Here is a 17,228-nt window from a genome sequence, read left to right as displayed (position 1 = left end):
AAAATGAGTGCGTTAAATAAGAAAAGTTTTCTAACTTATCTGAAAGAAGGCGGCATTTATGTCGTTTTGCTGGTGCTACTGGCAATTATTATTTTCCAGGATCCGACGTTTTTAAGTTTACTCAACTTAAGTAATATTCTGACCCAATCCTCCGTGCGTATTATTATTGCACTGGGTGTGGCGGGGCTGATTGTGACCCAGGGTACTGACCTTTCTGCTGGTCGTCAGGTGGGGCTTGCGGCAGTAATCGCGGCTACACTGCTGCAATCAATGGATAACGTTAATAAAGTTTTCCCTGACATGCACAGCCTGCCTATCCCGGTAGTACTGCTGATCGTGTGCTCTATCGGTGCGGTCATTGGCCTGGTGAACGGAATTATCATCGCCTACCTGAACGTCACGCCGTTTATCACCACTTTGGGTACCATGATTATCGTTTATGGCATTAACTCCCTGTATTACGACTTCGTGGGAGCATCGCCGGTTTCTGGTTTTGAATCGCATTTCTCGACGTTTACCCAGGGCTTTATCGCGTTAGGGAGTTTCCGGCTTTCCTACATTACCTTCTATGCGTTATTTGCTGTGATGTTCGTGTGGGTACTGTGGAACAAAACTCGCTTTGGTAAGAACATCTTCGCTATCGGTGGTAACCCGGAAGCCGCTAAAGTTTCAGGCGTTAACGTTGCACTGAACCTGATCATGATTTATGCGCTGTCAGGTGTGTTCTACGCCTTCGGTGGGATGTTAGAAGCAGGTCGTATCGGTTCTGCAACCAACAACCTCGGCTTTATGTACGAACTCGATGCGATTGCGGCGTGCGTGGTAGGCGGCGTGTCATTCAGCGGTGGCGTGGGTACGGTTGTCGGCGTAGTGACCGGTGTAATCATCTTTACGGTCATCAACTACGGTCTGACGTATATCGGTGTAAACCCTTACTGGCAGTATATTATCAAAGGCGCGATTATTATCTTCGCAGTAGCCCTGGACTCTCTGAAGTACGCTCGTAAGAAGTAATATTCATTGTTTTACCAAAACCCGCACAGGAAGATATGTGCGGGTTTTTTTATGCGTTTACCTTGCCTCTACTTCTTATCTTTCTTCTGCAATTCCAGTAACTGTTCTGGTGTTACCGCCGGGTAAGCTTGTGCATCTTCAGGAACTTCGTGCATTGCAGGAATGGGGACTAGCGGCCCAAGGAAACGTGGCTCCCGCTTGAAGATATACAAATCTGCCAGCGCACCTAAACGCGCACCAAACTCTCTGATACGTACAGTCATCATATTTTTCGGTGATGGCACTGCATAACACTGCGCCTGAATCCCCATATGCAGGGCGATAAACAGTGCGCGTTCGCAATGGAAACGCTGGGTGATAATAATAAAATCATTAGTATCAAACACTTTTCGGGTACGAACGATTGAATCCAGAGTACGAAAACCTGCGTAGTCCAGCACGATATCGGCAGGATCAACGCCACCGGCAATCAGATCTTTACGCATGGTCATCGGTTCGTTGTAACTCTGCAGGGCGTTATCTCCGCTTAATAGCAGATAGTTCACTTTGCCGCTGTTATAAGCATTTAAAGCACCCTGAATACGGAATTGATAGTACTGATTAATCACGCCAGTGCGGTAATACTTGGCAGTTCCCAGCACCACACCGACCTGGCGGTACGGTAAATCCTGAAGTTCGTCGTAGACGTAAGGCGCTGTTTTCCAGCTTATCCAGCGGTCAAGACATAGCGCAGCTATCACAGCCAAGCCGATGATGACCAACAGGCTATAAAACAAGCGCTTCAACATGGGCTTGCAGCTCAATAAAGGGATGAAATTTTATTCAAGGCTACTTTACCTGGTGGTTAAGAGCAAGATTCGTGGAGTTGGTTGAATTAAAATTCGCCAGAACGGGCGCATTTACGCCCGTTCTGTGGTTTCTAGCTCAGAAGTGCGCGGTCGATATTCAGGCAGCCCAACGCTTTCAGGGTTGCGGCAGTGGCATCCCACTGCGTCAATGGCGCATCGGCTTTTTCTGCAAGGATCGCTCGCTGAATTTCATTGTAGTCATAGCCTGAGAGGCTAAGCAGATTCAATGCAGCTTGCAGTGGCGGCAGGGAAGGATTGAATGCTGCGTTTTCAGCATAACTTCCTTTGAAAATCGTTCCGTCGCGCATTTCCAGTGCAACACCAGAAGGCGCGTTACTGTATGGCGCATGGCTGCGGTTTGCTGCTGCAATAGCCGCCTGACTTAGCTCGTCACCGTGCAGTGCAAAGCCATGATCCATTGCGTCAAGCAGTAATGTTTTGATTTCTAAATCGCGAGGACCAAAGGCATCAGGCAAATAGTCGCCGAGGGTTGCAGGCTTACGGCCTGGAAGGTTAATGCGCAATGCCACGCCGCTGTTCAGTTCATTCATAAACTGGCGGCAGTGCCCACATGGCGTGTAGTTAACGGTAATTGCAGCAAGAGCTTTTTCCCCGCGCATCCACGCGTGAGTAATCGCGCTTTGCTCGGCATGAACGGTCTGCTGCATGGTGGAGCCAAGAAACTCCATATTGCCGCCAAAATAGAGATTACCGCTTACGCCACGAGCTACTGCACCAACATAGAACTGAGATAAATCAGCACGAGCACAGGCGGCAGCAAGCGGCAGCAAAGCGAATGCCAGTGCATCGTCATCAAGGCCAGTCTGGGCTTTCAGTGAATCGACTTCCGTTGCACTAAACATTGCCGGGAAGTGAGAATCAGCTATCAAGGGTTGCAAAGCGGCTTGCAAAGAAGCCGGGAGCTGTGCGAGAGCAGCCTGAAAACGTGAGCGCATAAGTAGTAGCCTCATAACAAGTAATTGAACCGCAGTTTACGGGTCTGTATGGGCTTTATATGTGATCTTTATCTAATTACAAATGCAACATATGAAATAAAGAACAAAATTGCGCGATCTCTCGCAAGTTTTAACCAAACACAGCCAAAATCACCGGGAATAAGAACGGAGCAACCAGGGAAGTGATGATGCCGCAAATTACCAGTGCCAGTGAGCTAAACGCACCTTCCTGAAAATCCAACTCAGCACATCGTGCGGTACCCAGCGCGTGGGAGGCAGCCCCCATCGATAAACCGCGAGACGATTTGGTTTTAATACCCATCAGATTCAAAATGCTATGACCGAATACTGCACCCAGGATCCCCACGAAAATCACGCATACGGCGCTAATTGCCGGGATACCGCCAATACTGCCACCCACAGCCATGGCAATCGGTGTTGTAACAGACTTAGGTAATATTGACGCTGCTATTTGCGGTGTGGCACCCATTAATAGTGCAATGGATGTACCGGTAATCATCGCCACCATGCTGCCAATAAAACAGATGGTGATAATGGATTTCCAACGTGCACGAATCTGGTGAAGCTGTTCATACAGTGGGAAAGCGAGGGCAACTACAGCCGGTTGCAGCAAATCGTTCAGCACTTTACTGCCGGCAAAATAGTGATCATAAGGCGTGCTGGTAAACACCAGAATAGGGATGATAACAATCATCGAAACCAGTAGCGGGTTCAGCAGCGGTGACTTATAACGCATTCCGATTTGGCGGGCGAGAAAGAAAGTCACCACCGTTAAAGGTAAAGACCACCAGATATGATGCATCATTTTGTTTTGCCCTCACTTTCACCCACAACTTTACGTTCGCCGTGCACCAAATGAGAGCTCCAGCTCACGATGACTAACACCACTAAAGTACTGATAAAACAGGAAACCACCACCGGGCCAAATTGCTGCTTGATCACATCGACATACTGCATAACGCCCACGCCAATCGGTACAAAGAGAAGCGCCATATAACGAATCAGCAGATGGCAACCTGGCTTAACCCACTTCGCTGGCATGATTTGCAGAGACAGCAAAATAAATAGGATTAACATGCCGATAATGCTGCCGGGAATGGTGATTGGTAGCAGTGAAGAGATGGCGATGCCAGCATATAAGCATATGTAAATTAAAATAAAAGACCGCAGGTAGTGCCAAATTACGGTGAGCAAGTTACGCATGGTGATTACCCTTTAAGAAACGCATTCATCATACAATTAAAGCTTAAAATGTGCTACCGATCACATCATGAATTATGAGCATACCAAATATTCCTCAAAGGAACTTTCCAGAATGTTTTGGGCATTCTTACAGCATCATGTTTTGCAGGCATAAAAAAAGCGACCCGCAGGTCGCTTTTTTGCTCAAGCAATGGATTAGTTCAGGCGAACCGGCATACCAGAACGGCCCAAAATAGCCTGGTCTACCACGGCGCTATCAACATCAGGCTGAGCAGTAATCGCGGTCACATTGCTTTTCAGCGTGATTGGCACGATTTCAGTCGAGTTGAACTGCTCTTCAGTCGTAGACAGCGGGTTGTGTACTTCAATGTAACGCGAACCATCTGGCTCAACAGTTGCTTTCACTGGTTCATTGATGAACTGAACACGAGTACCGACCGGCACTTTCTCGAACAGGAACTTGATGTCTTCATTACGCAGACGCACACAACCGTGGCTTACACGCAGGCCGATACCAAAGTTAGCGTTGGTACCGTGAATTGCATACAGGCGGCCAATGTAGAGTGCATACAGACCCATTGGGTTGTCTGGGCCAGCTGGAACAACGGCGGGTAATGGAGTACCTGCAGCGATGTATTCCGCATGCATTTTCGCAGTCGGGGTCCAGGTCGGGCCTGCTTTCTTACGTTCTACTTTAGTCGTCCAGTTCAGTGGGGTGTCTTTACCCAACTGGCCGATACCGATAGGCAACACGATTACCGTGTTAGTACCCGCCGGGTAATAGTAGAGGCGCATTTCAGCACTGTTGATAACAATGCCTTCATGAACGGTATCCGGCAGGATGAGCTGCTGAGGAATGTTCAGGATAGTGCCTGGTTTTGGCAAATACGGGTCAACGCCTGGGTTTGCTTCCAACATGTTGGAAAGGCCCATTTGGTAACGCGCTGCATATTCTTCCAGCGGTGCGGTGCTACCTTCAGGAATGGTGACAACCTGGTTTTGACCAATCAGACGGCTGCCATCGGTTGGCAGAGGATAGGTCACGGCAGAAGCTGTTTTGCTAAAAGCCACAACAGCCACAAATGCCAGTAAAATTGTGCGTAGTTTCATATTCATGTTATGCAATGTATTTATGGCCATGCAGGCTAGTTAGTGAAGAAACGGAGCGAATTGAGCGCGCATTATATGTGCATTCCCTCAGCCTGGGAAATCGGATGTGGATTAAATCACACTTTTTTGCACATTGATTATTTTATCGCCAGCGCACAAGCAGAGCGATCTGCACGTTGAGTTATGGCATAATGTGCTCGATTTCACATATTACAAACTTTCTATTACCAGGACATCTCTGTGCTAGTTTCCAGTAACGTCACAATGCAGTTCGGCAGTAAGCCGTTGTTTGAAAATATTTCTGTCAAATTTGGCGGCGGCAACCGTTACGGCTTGATCGGCGCTAACGGTAGCGGCAAGTCTACCTTTATGAAGATCCTCGGTGGCGATTTAGAGCCAACGCTGGGTAACGTTTCACTTGATCCGAACGAACGCCTCGGTAAGTTGCGTCAGGATCAATTTGCCTTTGAGAAATTCACCGTTCTCGACACGGTTATCATGGGCCATGCTGAACTCTGGGAAGTAAAAGAAGAGCGCGACCGCATTTACGCGTTACCAGAGATGAGCGAAGAAGACGGCTACAAAGTAGCTGACCTGGAAGTCCTCTACGGCGAGATGGACGGTTACACCGCTGAAGCTCGCGCAGGTGAACTGCTGTTAGGCGTAGGCATTCCTGTAGAACAACATTACGGCCCGATGAGCGAAGTGGCGCCAGGCTGGAAACTGCGCGTGTTGCTGGCGCAGGCACTGTTCTCAAACCCAGAAATTCTGCTGCTTGATGAACCGACGAACAACCTGGACATCGACACCATTCGTTGGCTGGAAACCGTGCTCAACGAACGTAACAGCACCATGATCATCATTTCGCACGACCGTCACTTCCTGAACATGGTTTGTACTCACATGGCGGATCTGGACTACGGCGAACTGCGTGTTTATCCTGGCAACTACGACGAATACATGACAGCGGCAACACAAGTGCGTGAACGTCTGTTGTCTGATAACGCGAAGAAAAAAGCGCAGATTGCTGATCTGCAATCCTTCGTTAGCCGCTTTAGCGCCAACGCGTCTAAATCTCGCCAGGCGACTTCTCGTGCTCGCCAGATTGATAAAATCAAACTGGACGAAGTTAAAGCATCCAGCCGTCAGAACCCGTTCATTCGCTTCGAGCAGGACAAGAAACTGTTCCGTAATGCGCTTGAAGTTGAAGGTCTGGCGAAAGGCTTTGATAATGGCCCGCTGTTCAAAGGCGTTAACATGCTGCTGGAAGTGGGTGAGAAACTCGCCATTCTGGGTACCAACGGCGTGGGTAAATCCACGTTGCTTAAAACGCTGGTTGCTGAACTGACTCCAGATGCAGGTACTGTGAAGTGGTCTGAGAATGTGCAAATCGGCTATTACGCACAGGATCACGAATACGAATTTGAAAATGACCTGACGGTGTTCGACTGGATGAGCCAGTGGATGCAAGAAGGTGACGACGAGCAAGCGGTGCGCAGCATCCTTGGCCGTTTGCTGTTCAGCCAGGACGATATCAAAAAGCCTGCGAAGGTGCTGTCCGGTGGTGAGAAAGGCCGCATGCTGTTTGGTAAATTAATGATGGAACGTCCTAACGTTCTGGTCATGGATGAACCGACCAACCACCTGGATATGGAATCCATTGAATCGCTGAACATGGCGCTGGAAATGTACCCAGGTACGCTGATCTTCGTTTCTCATGACCGTGAATTTGTTAGCTCGCTGGCAACCCGCGTGATTGAGATTACGCCAGAGCGCTTGATTGACTTTACCGGTGGCTACGAAGATTACCTGCGTAGTAAAGGGATTGATGGTTAAAAGAAATAACCGCCGGATTCGGCGGTTTTTTTTGGTGGTAGAGATGTCGGATGGCGCTTCGCTTATCCGACCTACAGAGCAGCGTAGGGTGGATAAGCGAAGCGCCATCCACCACCTGTTATCTACAGCGCCCAGCTATCCTGCACTTTCCCGTTAACGACCAGGCGACGCTTCTCACCTGTCGGCAACGTCAACGCCAACTCTTTCCATGCTGGGAAGTAATCACCTTTGCGGGTGAACTCCACGCGGATTTCCTCTGCCGTACAGCGAATTTCCCAGTTCAGCCACAGCGCATTGCCTTGCTGATAACCCCATGACTCGCCGTCATCTTCAAACAGGCTACCGTGAGAAACACCGGTGCCTTGCAGCGGATACACTTTCAGCTCGCGTACATTGTCCTCGCTCGCTTTCACATGCGTGATGCGTGCTGAATGGGGTAATGCAGCACCAGCGCGAACCAGCAACGGCAAGCGTTCGAGCGGAGCATCAACCACAATAGTCTGCCCGCCGCTATACCACTGACCGGTATAGTAGTCGTACCATCCCGCGCCATTTTCAGGCAACCAGACTTCGCGCTCACGTTGACCTTCTTCCACCACGCTTGCCACCAGCAAATCGCGACCCAGCATAAAGTCGTCACACTCTTCGAAGGTTTTCGCATCGTGCTCGTGATCGAGGAACGTCGGGCGAAGCATCGGCTCGTCGTCTGCATGGGCCTGCCACAGCAGGGTGTAGAAATATGGCAACAGGCGATAACGTGTTTCGATGGCACTGCGAATGGCCGGAGTCACAGACTGGTACATCCACGGTTCGTTGACGGTTTGATCGTCATTCCATGAGTGAATAGTGAAACGCGGGTGCATCACGCCGTTTTGAACCCAACGCACAAACAGCTCGGCTTCTGGTTTGTCACCGGAAAAACCGCCGACATCGTGTCCCACGTTATACAGTCCAGACAGGCTCATGCCCACGCCCATGCGGGTGTTATAGCGCAGCGTATTCCAGTTAGTGCGGTTATCGCCGCTCCAGGTTTGCACGTAACGCTGCATCCCGGCGCAACCGGAACGGGAAATCAGATACGGGCGTTTTTCTGGGGCAAACTTCTGCTGTGCTTCCAAAGAGGCGCGCATCATCAGTAGTGGCATCACGGGGCGGATATTTTTTATAGCGATCTCTTCGCCAAAACCATGGCAGCGTGCTTCGCCATCCCACACTTCGTATTCGTTATTATCATTCCAGGTAGAATCGATACCCATTTCCAACAACTGTGTGGTGACGCCGTTCTGCCACCATTTCACCGTTGCCGGATTGGTGAAATCAAGGTGCGAACCTTCATCATCCCAGAAGACTGATTTTTCGGGACTATCCTGCTCGGAATCTTTAATAAACAGACCTTGCTCAACCACTTCCTGATAACGCGGGTGATCCTGCAACAGGCAAGGTTTAATGTTCGCCGCAAGCTTAATGCCTGCGTCGTGGAACGACTGGCTCATCACTTTCGGCTGTGGAACCTTGTCGTAGTTCCAGTTGAACACGTAACGCTTGTTGTTAATCGAGGTATAACCCGATGATAACTGGAACGAATCGCATGGAATTGCATGTTCGTTGCACAGTTTGATAAAGCTCATCAGCTGGTTTTGCGCATCAGGTGCATCGGTGTAATGCATGGTAGAGCCGCTGTAACCGAGGCTCCATTTCGGGCCAAACAGCGTTTTACCCGTCAGTCGCACAAACGCTTTGGTGACATCCAGCACTTGCGGGCCGAGGAAGATGTAGTAATCCACATCACCAGATTCAGCCTGCCAGCGGCGATAGGGCAGGTGATAGTTGTCAATCTCATTACCCAGATCCAACCAGCAGTTACTCAGGTTGTCGTAAAACATCCCGAAGCTCACATCCGGACGGCGCGTGATAGTAAATGGAATATGTTTGTACAATGGGTCTGTTGATTCTGCGTTATAGCCCATTGCGTCCAGGTTGCGCATTTCATAACGCTTACCGGTACGTTGAAGTGGACCCGCTTTTTCACCTAAACCGTAATACTGCTCTTCTTTATAACGACGTTGATAATGCGCCACACCATCACCATGTGCGTTGAGCAAATAAGCGCTCGTTGGGCGGTCACTTGCCAGGAATTGCCATTCGGCGGCTTCGTTCTGATATTCCCACTCCAGCCACAATGGTTGGTGAACGGTCACACGCAGTTTATCGGTGCTGATGCGCAGCGTATCGCCGAGTTCTTCTATAGTGAAACCCGGCAATGCAAAACCTTCCAGACTTTCGCGGTTACGCCCTTCCCATGGCACATCATTTTCTGGTGCGATACTCCACGTACGGTTAAGCGCCAGTTTGTTTTCGCGTTTAATCAGCACGCGGAACATGCCTTGTTCCAACACAAAAAGGTTCAGGCGGTGCTTCCCATCCACGCTCAGTTCCACATGGTTGGCATCAGACATCAATAGTGTCCAGGTCTTCAAAATTTTCATCATTCACAATCCGTTTCAGGCACGCTTGGTGCGGCGTTCAGCAATAAAAGAAACCAGGAATACAGCGCCAATCAGGTCAAAGAAACCCATGGCGATAAAGAGCGGGTTGTAGCCAATCTTGTCGGCGGTAACACCGATCAGTAGTGAGAACAAGAAGCTGGCAATCCAGGCGGCAGAACCACGCATACCGTTGACTGTGGCCATCTGGCCTTTATCAAAGGAGTCCACCACGAGTGCACTCAACATGCAGGAGATTATCTGGTGCCCGAAGCCGCCGATAGAAATCAGGGCGATGGTGACGTACGGATCTTTAGTGATGGCAACCAGTGCCAGAGAAATCATCAGGAACGCACCGGTAACCGAACTTGCCACGATGGAGTTTGTGCGGGAGCAACCAAACCAGCGGGTATAAAGCCTGGTGAGATAACCACTTGCCACACTACCGAGGTCGGCTGCGAGGAATGGCAGCCACGCAAACATGGCGATTTGCTTGAGGTCCATACCGCGTTCGTTTGCCAGATACAGTGGAACCCAGAAACTCAGTACCGCCCAGGCGGGTTCAGCCATAAATGCCGGAATCGCAATACCGTAGAAACGTTTGTTTTTGCCAACTGTTTTCAGTGCAGTCAGGAAAGGTAATTTCACCGCAGCGGGTTCGTTATCCTGCTTAATGAATTCCAGTTCATCTTTGCTCAGATTCGGGTGTTGTTCAGGATTGTGGTAGAACAACCACCACAAAATAACCCATAACATCGCCAGCACGCCGGTAAACATAAACGCGCCCTGCCAGCCGAATGAGGCATGAGCAAAATAGACAATTGGCGGTGCAAGCATGGCACCAATAGAGAAACCAACGCCCGCCCAACCCGCGGCGATAGGACGTTCTTTTTTCGGGAACCATTCGCCAATAGTTTTGGCATTAGCCGGTGTTGCTGCGGCTTCCGCACCCCCCATAAAGAAGCGCAAAATAGCCAGATGCATCCAGCTGCCAGCACCCGCGTGCATCACGCAGACGATAGCCCATATACTCGCGCAAATCAGGAAGCCGAGTTTCAGACCGATGACGTCAATCAACCACCCACAAATTGGCTGGAATAGGGTATAGGCAAGCTGGAATGCCGCGACAATCCATGAATATTGCTCGGTGGTAATGCCAAGACTGGTTTTTAGCTCAGGGGCCAAAATACCCAGTGAGTTACGGGTAATGTAGTTAACGGTGACGCCTAATAAGAACAGTACCAAAACCCACCAGCGCAGGTTACGGATAGTACGTTTGGCCTTAACGGCGGTGACTCCTGGGTTGATGCCATGACTCATAGTCGTTCTCCACGTAGAAGCAGTGTCTATCGAAAAAGTGAACAATCCCTTGATTGTGTAAACTTGTATCCATTTGATTAATAATTATTTTATTTGCTTCTTGCCGCGAAGAGGCAGGTGCAGATGCGGCAATGGAGAGAGCGTAAAACAGTTATAAAACGCTCAATAGCGACTTTCATGCAAAAATTTTCATATGAAAGAAGAATTCGTGCGTTCGTTAACGAAAATGCCTGCGATTAAGCCATACACTTTATCGTGAAAATTTTTTCATGAGCGAAATGGGCGCAGATCACAAAATGAGTAAAAAGCTAAAAATCGCCGAAATTGCTGCCGAAACCGGGCTTTCAATCAGCACCGTTTCACGCGTTCTGGCTGGGAAATCGAACACCAGCGAACAAGCCCGCCTGCAAGTACTGAACTGCGCTGAGCAAAAAGGTGTGCTTGCAGGAATGGCTGCGGGGCGCATGTTACTTAACAGTTTGGTTGTTTTTGCCCCGCAGCGTGCGTTCGATGAGCGGTCTGATGTCTTTTATTATCGCGTTACACAGGGGGTGAGTAAGGCGCTGGCACCGCATGAAGTTAGGCTGCGTTATTGCGCTCTGGAAGAAAACGACAGCGACGCCAATATGTTTCTAAGCAAAATGAATGAAACGGAGACGGAAGCGGCGATCTTATTAGGTATTGATGATCCACACATCCACGATCTGGCGTTCGATCTTGGTAAACCCTGCGTGTTGATCAACTGCCGCGATCGCAAAATGCGGCTTCCTGGTGTTGCGCCCGATCACCAATTGATTGGCGACTATGCGGCAAGCTACTTATTTGAGCAGGGACATAAAGCGGTGCTCAATTTGCTCTGCCTGCGTCGCTACACAATGGAGTTACGTCTTGCCGGGATTCGTGATGCCTGGGATGCTAACAATCTGCGATTTGATGACACGCAGCATTTGATTACGGCGCAGAATTTCAGTGCTAAAGAGAGTGAAAGATTAATCAGTGAGTTTCTGGAAAAGACGCCTCGCCATCAGCTGCCAACAGCCTTGTTAGTCGGTGGTGATTTTATGGCGGCAGGGGCAGTAAGCGCACTTCAAAATGCGGGATTACGCGTACCGCACGATATTTCGGTGATGAGTATCGACGGTTTTAATCTGGCTGCTATTCATGATGTGCCGCTGACCTCGGTTCATGTCCCGCGTGACCAGCTTGGCGAAGAGGCTGTGCATATACTTCAGCAGCGTTTAATCCGTCCGGATGCACCTGTCGGTAATTTACTGCTCAATGGCATGCTGGTGGTGCGAGAGTCAGTACGCCGTATTCGCCCAAACAAGAGCCATACGGCGGTCAGTAGCGTGGGACTTTATGACGAGTGAATTCCACATACCTCACACTGAGGATTACGCGGCAGCTTCATCTCGCGGAACTGGCAGGTCATTGCGTCGTACATCACGATTTTTCCGGCTGCTGGCGTACCGTAATTCGCCAGCAGTTTGATCGCTTCCATTGCCTGTAACGAACCAATCACGCCGACCAGCGGAGCCATTACGCCTGCTTCCACACAGGTCAGCGCGTTTTCACCAAATAAGCGGCTCAGGCAGCGATAGCACGGCTCGCCATCCTGATAAGTGAATACGCTGATTTGCCCTTCCATACGAATGGCTGCGCCACTGACCAGCGGTTTTTTCAGCGTAAAGCAACACTGATTGAGTTGATTGCGGATCGCCACATTATCGGTGCAGTCCATCACCAGATCGTAGCGGGCAATCAGCTCCAGCAGTTGCGCTTCGTCTAACAGCGCGTTGACCGTTTCTAATTGAATATGCGGATTAATTGCCGCCAGCGCATCACGTGCGGAATCCACTTTTGGCTGCCCGATGGTGGCATCATGATGCAGCGTCTGGCGCTGCAAATTGGACAGCGCGACAGTGTCAAAATCCAGCAATGTCAGGTGCCCGACTCCCGCCGCGGCAAGATACGGGGCGGCAGCACAACCAAGTCCGCCAAGCCCAACAATCAATACATGCGCGGCTTTCAACGCTTCCTGCCCGTCAAAATCAAAACCGCGCAGAATAATCTGGCGGTTATAGCGCAGCATTTCCTGATCGCTTAATTCAGCGCTCATCCTTAGCCTCCGAACAGGTGGTTGAACGGTTCAACCTCAACCCAATCGCCTGCGTCAACATTCCCACGTTCACGTTCCAGCACGATAAAGCAGTTGGCCTGGCTGAATGAGCTAAAAATATGCGAACCCTGGTGGCCGGTACTCAGCACTTCTAATTGCCCATCTTCACCTGTGCGCATGATGCCGCGCTGGAAATCGAGGCGGCCTGGTGATTTTTTCAAACGCCCGACTGTGCGAGCACGCTGGCGTGGCGGCAGGGCATTTCCTTGCTGACCACTTAATTTGGCTAATAGCGGCTGCACGAGTTGATAGAAAGTGAGTGCCGCAGAAACCGGGTTACCCGGCAGGCCGCAGAACCAGCTGTTTTTCAGGCGACCAAAGGCAAAAGGTTTGCCCGGTTTAATCGCCAGTTTCCAGAAGCCAACTTCACCCAACTCTTCAAGCAGTTGCCTGGTGTAATCCGCTTCACCGACTGAAACACCGCCGCTGCTGATAACCACATCGGCCTGGCTGTCTGCTTCGATAAATGCGGCGCGCAGGGCTTCTGGGTCATCACGAATAATCCCTAAGTCGATAACGTCACAGCCCAACTGTTCGAGCATGATATGCACCGCAAGACGGTTGGTATCGTAGATTTGGCCTTCACCAAGTGGCGTGCCTGGCAGTTGGAGCTCGTCGCCAGTTGAGAATACAGCGGCGCGAACTTTGCGCAGCACAGCAACATCAGCAATACCCAGAGAGGCAATGAGCGGTAACTCAGCAGCAGTCAGCTTTTTGCCCGCCGGTAATACACTGGCGCCCTGGCGAATATCTTCACCACGCAGACGGACGTTTTGTCCGTTTCTTACATCTTCATTAAAGCGCACGCCGCTTTCGGTGACTGTGGTTTCTTCTTGCATCACCACCGCGTCAGTCCCCGGTGGAACCGGTGCGCCGGTCATAATTCGGATGCAGGTACCTTCAGGCCACTCGCCAGTAAAAGGCATTCCGGCAAAAGCTTTCCCCGCGACAGGCAACGCTGTGCCCAGCGCGATATCTTTCAGGCGCACCGCGTAACCGTCCATCGCTGAGTTATCAAACCCCGGAACATCAATTGGAGATGTGACAGCATGCGAGGTAATGCGCCCGCAAGCCTTTAGCAAAGGGATAGACTCAGATTCGGTGACAGGAATCAGACGTGACAACATCTGTTCCATTGCGGTTTCAAGGGGGATAAGCCCGGCGGTAAATTCCATGAAAGCTCCTGCGGCGCGGGAAAAATATGTCGGACATTATGGCAGAGAAACGGCCGTGGCTGAATGTCCCATTGGGAGTAATCGACCAGGCCATTTCTCTTTACATTACATTTACATCTTTCTATATTCAAAAATCGTATTAGTTAACAGTCACTATTCTGATATTTATAGCTTTCGTAGTTTCCGTACGTCGGATAAGCGAAGCGCCATCCGACAACGCAACGGACTCCGAGAATACAACGAACTCTGACAAGGCAATGTCGAAATGAGCAAAGCAGTAATCGCGATTCACGGTGGCGCGGGAGCCATCACTCGTGCGCAACTTAGCCCCGAAAAAGAGCTGCTTTATATCAAAGCATTATCGGACATTGTTGAGGCGGGTCAGGCATTGCTGGCCGCTGGAGGCAGTGCACTTGATGCTGTCACCGAAGCCGTGCGGTTACTCGAAGAATGCCCGCTATTTAACGCCGGCATCGGTGCAGTGTTTACCCACGACGGTACCCATGAGCTCGATGCCTGCATCATGGACGGCAATACCCTTGAAGCAGGGGCGGTGGCGGGTGTTAGCCATATTCGCAACCCGATTCTTGCCGCACGCAAGGTTCTGGAGCACAGCCCACATGTGTTGCTGATTGGAAGTGGCGCGGAAAACTTTGCCGAGCAGCAAGGTCTTGAAGCGGTTTCCCCGGATATTTTCTTTACTCAGGAGCGCTGGGATCAACTTCAGCGCGCCCATGCAAACCAGCAAACCGTTCTGGATCACGATGGCGGCGAGCCAATTAATCCGGACACCAAGTTTGGTACCGTCGGCGCTGTCGCACTCGATCTATACGGCAACCTTGCCGCCGCAACTTCTACTGGTGGCATGACCAACAAAATGCCAGGCCGCGTCGGCGATTCTCCGATTATCGGCGCTGGTTGTTACGCCAATAACGCAAACGTTGCGGTCTCATGCACCGGAACCGGCGAAGTATTTATGAAGACGTTGGCGGCTTACGATATTGCAGCTCTGATGGAATATGCAGGTCTCAGCCTGCATCAGGCGACAGAACGTGTGGTGATGGAAAAACTCCCGGCGCTAGAAGGCAGCGGCGGAGTGATTGCCATCGACAGCGAGGGCAATGTGGCACTGCCTTTTAACAGCGAAGGGATGTATCGCGGCTACGGTTACGTGGGTGATGCTCCGAGCGTCGGAATCTATAGCAGCCAGGAGCATTGATGCCCCATAGTCACGAACTGCCCGATAATGAAGTGCTATCTGTCAGTGCACTCAACGTTCGCTTTCGCCAGGAAAAAGTCGATACCCAGGCGGTGTCTGGCCTGTCATTTACGCTAAAGCGCGGTGAAACACTGGCGATTGTCGGGGAGTCTGGCTCAGGAAAATCCGTCACTGCATTGGCGTTAATGCGTTTGCTGGACAAGTCTTCGAGTATTGTTGAAAGCGAAAAAGTCCTGTTGCGCCGCCGAAATGGCCAGGTCATTGAACCAGCAGAGTTAAGCTCATCGCAAATGCGCCATGTGCGCGGTGCGGATATTGCAATGATTTTTCAGGAGCCGATGACCTCACTAAATCCGGTGTTCCCGGTGGGTGAGCAAATTGCCGAATCTATTCGTTTGCATCAAGGGCTTGATAAACACGCGGCGATGGAAGAAGCGCGCCGTATGCTCGAACGGGTGCGGATACCAGAGGCGAAAGCCATTTTAGGGCGCTATCCACATCAGCTTTCAGGGGGCATGCGCCAGCGAGTGATGATTGCCATGGCGCTCTCATGTCGCCCGGCGGTGCTGATTGCCGATGAACCGACTACAGCGCTGGACGTCACCATCCAGGCGCAAATTCTCCAGCTTATTCGCGTCCTGCAAGATGAAATGCAAATGGGGGTGATTTTTATCACTCACGATATGGGCGTGGTGGCGGATATCGCCGACCGCGTGCTGGTGATGTATCGCGGTCAGGCGGTCGAGATGGGAACTGTCGCGCAGATTTTTAATGCCCCGCAGCATCCGTACACCAAAACATTACTGGCTGCGGTGCCACGTCTTGGCGCGATGAATGGGCGCGATTTACCCTGTAAGTTCCCACTGATCAATCCAGATAATCCACAGCAACAAGAAACAGAAACTGAGCAAGACACCGTTGCGCCAGGGGCTGTGCCAATCCTTAAGATCCGTGATTTAGTGACGCGTTTTGATATTCGCAGCGGCATTTTTAACCGCGTCACCAGCCGGGTTCATGCAGTGGAAAAAGTGAGTTTTGATTTATGGCCTGGCGAAACGTTAGGGCTGGTGGGGGAGTCGGGCAGCGGTAAATCCACGACCGGGCGCGCATTATTACGGCTGGTGGAAACCCTGGGTGGCAGCATTCACTTTAACGGGCAGCGCATCGACACGCTGTCCAATGCAGACATGCAGCATGTACGCAAAGACATCCAGTTTATCTTCCAGGATCCGTACGCCTCGCTCGACCCGCGCCTGACGGTGGGCTATTCGATTATGGAACCGTTACTGGTGCATAACGTGATGCCCAAAGAGCAGGCTCAGCAACGTGTAGCCTGGTTGTTGGAGCGTGTTGGTTTGCTGCCTGAACATGCCTGGCGTTATCCGCACGAATTTTCTGGCGGCCAGCGCCAGCGTATTTGCATTGCACGAGCGCTGGCACTTAATCCCAAAGTAGTGATTGCCGATGAGTCTGTCTCGGCATTGGATGTCTCAATTCGTGCGCAAATCATCAACTTATTACTCGATCTACAGCGCGAATTTGGCATTGCCTTTTTGTTTATTTCTCATGATATGGCGGTGGTGGAGCGTATTTGCCATCGCGTGGCGGTGATGTATCTCGGGCAAATTGTTGAAATTGGCCCACGGCGTGCGGTGTTTGAAAACCCGCAACACCCCTATACCCGAAAATTAATGGCAGCGGTTCCGGTCGCCGATCCCGCACATCGTCGTCCAAAACCGGTTTTGCTTTCTGATGACATCCCCAGCACCACGCATAAGCTGGGATATGAACCGCACGTTGCAACGCTTGTGAATGTCGGGCCAGGGCACTTTGTTGCCCGGCCACAATAATAATCAGGAGAACA

Annotated in this window: 14 protein-coding genes; 5 read left to right on the top strand and 9 right to left on the bottom strand. The window is 50.8% G+C overall.

The genetic code is table 11. The features are described from left to right. Window positions 1-3: 3 nt before the first annotated feature. Entirely contained in the window at window positions 4-1,014 is a 1,011-nt protein-coding gene (gene mglC / locus IX31_RS12730; protein WP_034458643.1) for a galactose/methyl galactoside ABC transporter permease MglC, read from the top strand. A 68-nt stretch (window positions 1,015-1,082) separates the two neighbouring features. Here the strand turns inward: mglC and sanA are convergent, their stop codons facing one another. The 5 genes from sanA to ldtB all read right to left on the bottom strand — a co-directional run bounded on the left by sanA (window position 1,083) and on the right by ldtB (window position 5,158). After that, entirely contained in the window at window positions 1,083-1,802 is a 720-nt protein-coding gene (gene sanA / locus IX31_RS12725; RefSeq protein WP_034458641.1) for an outer membrane permeability protein SanA, read from the bottom strand. 131 nt (window positions 1,803-1,933) lie between these two features. Further along, complete coding sequence (cdd, locus tag IX31_RS12720; RefSeq protein ID WP_034458639.1) at window positions 1,934-2,818, bottom strand: cytidine deaminase; 885 nt, start codon at window positions 2,816-2,818, stop codon at window positions 1,934-1,936. 130 nt (window positions 2,819-2,948) lie between these two features. Beyond that, window positions 2,949-3,644, bottom strand: a complete 696-nt coding sequence (locus IX31_RS12715) for a CidB/LrgB family autolysis modulator (RefSeq protein ID WP_034458637.1) — start codon at window positions 3,642-3,644, stop codon at window positions 2,949-2,951. Next, window positions 3,641-4,042, bottom strand: coding sequence for a CidA/LrgA family protein (locus IX31_RS12710; RefSeq protein ID WP_034458636.1), 402 nt, complete (start codon window positions 4,040-4,042; stop codon window positions 3,641-3,643). The genes IX31_RS12715 and IX31_RS12710 overlap by 4 nt, the downstream gene beginning before the upstream one ends. A gap of 195 nt (window positions 4,043-4,237) precedes the next feature. Continuing rightward, entirely contained in the window at window positions 4,238-5,158 is a 921-nt protein-coding gene (gene ldtB / locus IX31_RS12705; RefSeq protein WP_034458635.1) for a L,D-transpeptidase, read from the bottom strand. Between the two features lie 234 nt (window positions 5,159-5,392). Between ldtB and IX31_RS12700 the strand changes: the two genes are divergently transcribed. After that, window positions 5,393-6,988 carry an ABC-F family ATPase gene (locus IX31_RS12700; RefSeq protein WP_034458634.1) on the top strand — a complete coding sequence of 532 codons (1,596 nt, stop codon included), beginning with the start codon at window positions 5,393-5,395 and terminating at the stop codon, window positions 6,986-6,988. A 122-nt stretch (window positions 6,989-7,110) separates the two neighbouring features. Here IX31_RS12700 and IX31_RS12695 read toward each other — a convergent pair whose 3' ends face one another. Continuing rightward, window positions 7,111-9,474, bottom strand: coding sequence for a glycoside hydrolase family 31 protein (locus IX31_RS12695; RefSeq protein ID WP_034460066.1), 2,364 nt, complete (start codon window positions 9,472-9,474; stop codon window positions 7,111-7,113). 15 nt (window positions 9,475-9,489) lie between these two features. Continuing rightward, a complete protein-coding gene (locus IX31_RS12690; protein ID WP_034458633.1) occupies window positions 9,490-10,791 on the bottom strand; it encodes an MFS transporter in 1,302 nt (433 codons plus the stop codon). Between the two features lie 296 nt (window positions 10,792-11,087). On the opposite strand from IX31_RS12690, the gene IX31_RS12685 reads away from it, so the two are divergent. Then, window positions 11,088-12,161, top strand: a complete 1,074-nt coding sequence (locus tag IX31_RS12685; RefSeq protein WP_034460064.1) for a LacI family DNA-binding transcriptional regulator — start codon at window positions 11,088-11,090, stop codon at window positions 12,159-12,161. Here IX31_RS12685 and moeB read toward each other — a convergent pair. Then, entirely contained in the window at window positions 12,149-12,910 is a 762-nt protein-coding gene (gene moeB, locus IX31_RS12680; protein WP_034458632.1) for a molybdopterin-synthase adenylyltransferase MoeB, read from the bottom strand. The genes IX31_RS12685 and moeB overlap by 13 nt on opposite strands. Before the next feature lie 2 nt (window positions 12,911-12,912). Next, on the bottom strand, window positions 12,913-14,145 hold the full coding sequence (moeA, locus tag IX31_RS12675) for a molybdopterin molybdotransferase MoeA (protein WP_034458631.1): 1,233 nt from the start codon (window positions 14,143-14,145) through the stop codon (window positions 12,913-12,915). 265 nt (window positions 14,146-14,410) lie between these two features. On the opposite strand from moeA, the gene iaaA reads away from it, so the two are divergent. Both iaaA and gsiA read left to right on the top strand, forming a co-directional pair. Continuing rightward, window positions 14,411-15,364, top strand: a complete 954-nt coding sequence (gene iaaA / locus IX31_RS12670) for a beta-aspartyl-peptidase (protein WP_034458630.1) — start codon at window positions 14,411-14,413, stop codon at window positions 15,362-15,364. Beyond that, on the top strand, window positions 15,364-17,214 hold the full coding sequence (gene gsiA / locus IX31_RS12665; protein ID WP_034458629.1) for a glutathione ABC transporter ATP-binding protein GsiA: 1,851 nt from the start codon (window positions 15,364-15,366) through the stop codon (window positions 17,212-17,214). The genes iaaA and gsiA overlap by 1 nt, the downstream gene beginning before the upstream one ends. Window positions 17,215-17,228 lie beyond the last annotated feature (14 nt).

Origin of the sequence: Buttiauxella noackiae (genome assembly GCF_000737905.1) — a bacterium.
GTDB classification, from domain to species: Bacteria; Pseudomonadota; Gammaproteobacteria; order Enterobacterales; family Enterobacteriaceae; genus Buttiauxella; species Buttiauxella noackiae.
This window is presented reverse-complemented; position numbering and strand designations above follow the sequence as displayed.

Excerpts from the sequence above, each read along its gene's own strand:
- iaaA (WP_034458630.1), top strand. The coding sequence starts at position 14,411 with ATGAGCAAAGCAGTAATCGCGATTCACGGTGGCGCGGGAGCCATCACT.
- sanA (WP_034458641.1), bottom strand. The coding sequence starts at position 1,802 with ATGTTGAAGCGCTTGTTTTATAGCCTGTTGGTCATCATCGGCTTGGCT.
- mglC (WP_034458643.1), top strand. The coding sequence starts at position 4 with ATGAGTGCGTTAAATAAGAAAAGTTTTCTAACTTATCTGAAAGAAGGC.
- IX31_RS12695 (WP_034460066.1), bottom strand. The coding sequence starts at position 9,474 with ATGAAAATTTTGAAGACCTGGACACTATTGATGTCTGATGCCAACCAT.
- moeA (WP_034458631.1), bottom strand. The coding sequence starts at position 14,145 with ATGGAATTTACCGCCGGGCTTATCCCCCTTGAAACCGCAATGGAACAG.
- moeB (WP_034458632.1), bottom strand. The coding sequence starts at position 12,910 with ATGAGCGCTGAATTAAGCGATCAGGAAATGCTGCGCTATAACCGCCAG.
- cdd (WP_034458639.1), bottom strand. The coding sequence starts at position 2,818 with ATGCGCTCACGTTTTCAGGCTGCTCTCGCACAGCTCCCGGCTTCTTTG.
- IX31_RS12685 (WP_034460064.1), top strand. The coding sequence starts at position 11,088 with ATGAGTAAAAAGCTAAAAATCGCCGAAATTGCTGCCGAAACCGGGCTT.
- gsiA (WP_034458629.1), top strand. The coding sequence starts at position 15,364 with ATGCCCCATAGTCACGAACTGCCCGATAATGAAGTGCTATCTGTCAGT.
- ldtB (WP_034458635.1), bottom strand. The coding sequence starts at position 5,158 with ATGAATATGAAACTACGCACAATTTTACTGGCATTTGTGGCTGTTGTG.
- IX31_RS12710 (WP_034458636.1), bottom strand. The coding sequence starts at position 4,042 with ATGCGTAACTTGCTCACCGTAATTTGGCACTACCTGCGGTCTTTTATT.
- IX31_RS12715 (WP_034458637.1), bottom strand. The coding sequence starts at position 3,644 with ATGATGCATCATATCTGGTGGTCTTTACCTTTAACGGTGGTGACTTTC.
- IX31_RS12690 (WP_034458633.1), bottom strand. The coding sequence starts at position 10,791 with ATGAGTCATGGCATCAACCCAGGAGTCACCGCCGTTAAGGCCAAACGT.